This is a genomic window from Streptomyces sp. BRA346, assembly GCF_052851135.1.
The window spans coordinates 1-1,318 of the sequence record NZ_JAIWIH010000172.1 but is presented as its reverse complement, the minus strand read 5'-3'; the positions used below and the strand labels follow the sequence as shown (position 1 = coordinate 1,318).

The following is a 1,318-nucleotide window of genomic DNA, read 5'->3' as shown; positions in this document are numbered from 1 at the left end:
TGTGATGTCGCAGGACATCGGAATGACCCCGAACCCACGATTGGGTTCGGGGTCATCGTCGTTGTGGGCCGGGTGGGCGGCCGGTCGGCTGGTAGTCGCGGCTGGGGTCGATGGTCAGATCGCGAAGGAGTTCGCCGGTGACGGCGTTGACGATCCGGACGTCGAGGTCGTTGACCAGCATGATCACGTGGGTTCCGGCGTGGGTTCGTCCGACGCCGATGTGGTGGAGGCGTCCGGCCAGGCGGAGGGTGACAATGCCGGATTTGTCGATGCGGTCGTGGCGGATGCGGGTGTGGGTGTCGGCGTCGCGGCTGTGGGCCGGTAGGGCCTTGGGCCGGGTGGTGTAGACGGTGGCGGGGGTGGCCCGGTGGGGCAGGGACCGGTGGGGTCGCTGGTGGTTGTAGGCGTGGGTGAACCGGTCGATGAGGGTTTGCAGCTGGGGGAGGGTGGTGGGCTGGTCGGGCTGCGCGCGGAGCCAGTTCTTCATCGTTTGTTGGAAGCGTTCGACTTTTCCGCAGGTGGTGGGGTGGTTGGGGGCGGAGTTCTTCTGGGTGATGTGCAGGCGGCGCAGTTCGTGTTCCAGGGCGTTGCGGCCGCCGCGGCCGCCGGAGAGGCGGGTGGTGAAGACCATGCCGTTGTCAGTGAGGGTGGAGGCCGGGATGCCGTGCGTGGCGACGGCTTGGCGGAAGGTGTCGAGGACGATCGGGCCGGTCACCCGTGGCCAGCAGGTCACGTGCAGGGCGTAGCGGGAGCAGTCGTCCAGCCAGGTCAGGATCTCGGTGTCGGTGCCGGCCTTGTCGGCGAGCTGGTGGTGGGTGAAGTCCGCCTGCCAGGTCTCGTTGGGCAGCTCGGCCTGGAAGCGGATATAGGACGAGCGGGGCCGCTTCTTGGGCGTGGGAACGACCAGGCCGTGGGCGGTCAGATGGCGGCTGATCGTGGCCCGCGACACGCGCAGATGGTGATGGTGCTGAAGATGCCATGCGATGGTTTCGGGCCCGGCGTCCAGGCCCTGTTCGGTCAGTTCCTTGCGGATGCGGACGATCAGGTCGACCGTGTCCGGGGCGAGTGCGGTGGGTGAGGTCTTGGGTCGCCTCGAGTGCGGCTCGAACGCCGCCTCGCCCTCGTCTCGGTAGCGGGCCACCAGACGGCTGACCCAGCCCTGCGACACCCCGTAGGCCCGCGCGACCTCTCCCTGGGTACGGCCCTCTACGACGACAGCAGTGATCACCAGACGCCTCTTCGACATCGCCAGACCCTGCCCCCGAGGTCATGCCGATGTCTTGAGACACCCCATTCCGATGTCCTGAGCGAGCACACT

General features: G+C 67.8%; 1 protein-coding gene. It reads right to left on the bottom strand.

Features of this window, described 5'->3' with window-relative positions; translation table 11 throughout:
- Window positions 1-52: 52 nt before the first annotated feature.
- Entirely contained in the window at window positions 53-1,246 is a 1,194-nt protein-coding gene (locus LCH29_RS43975; protein WP_446467292.1) for an IS481 family transposase, read from the bottom strand.
- Between the last annotated feature and the right edge of the window lie 72 nt (window positions 1,247-1,318).

What these genes read in the sequence shown, in the direction of transcription:
- LCH29_RS43975 (WP_446467292.1), bottom strand. Translation starts at nt 1,246, where the DNA reads ATGTCGAAGAGGCGTCTGGTGATCACTGCTGTCGTCGTAGAGGGCCGT.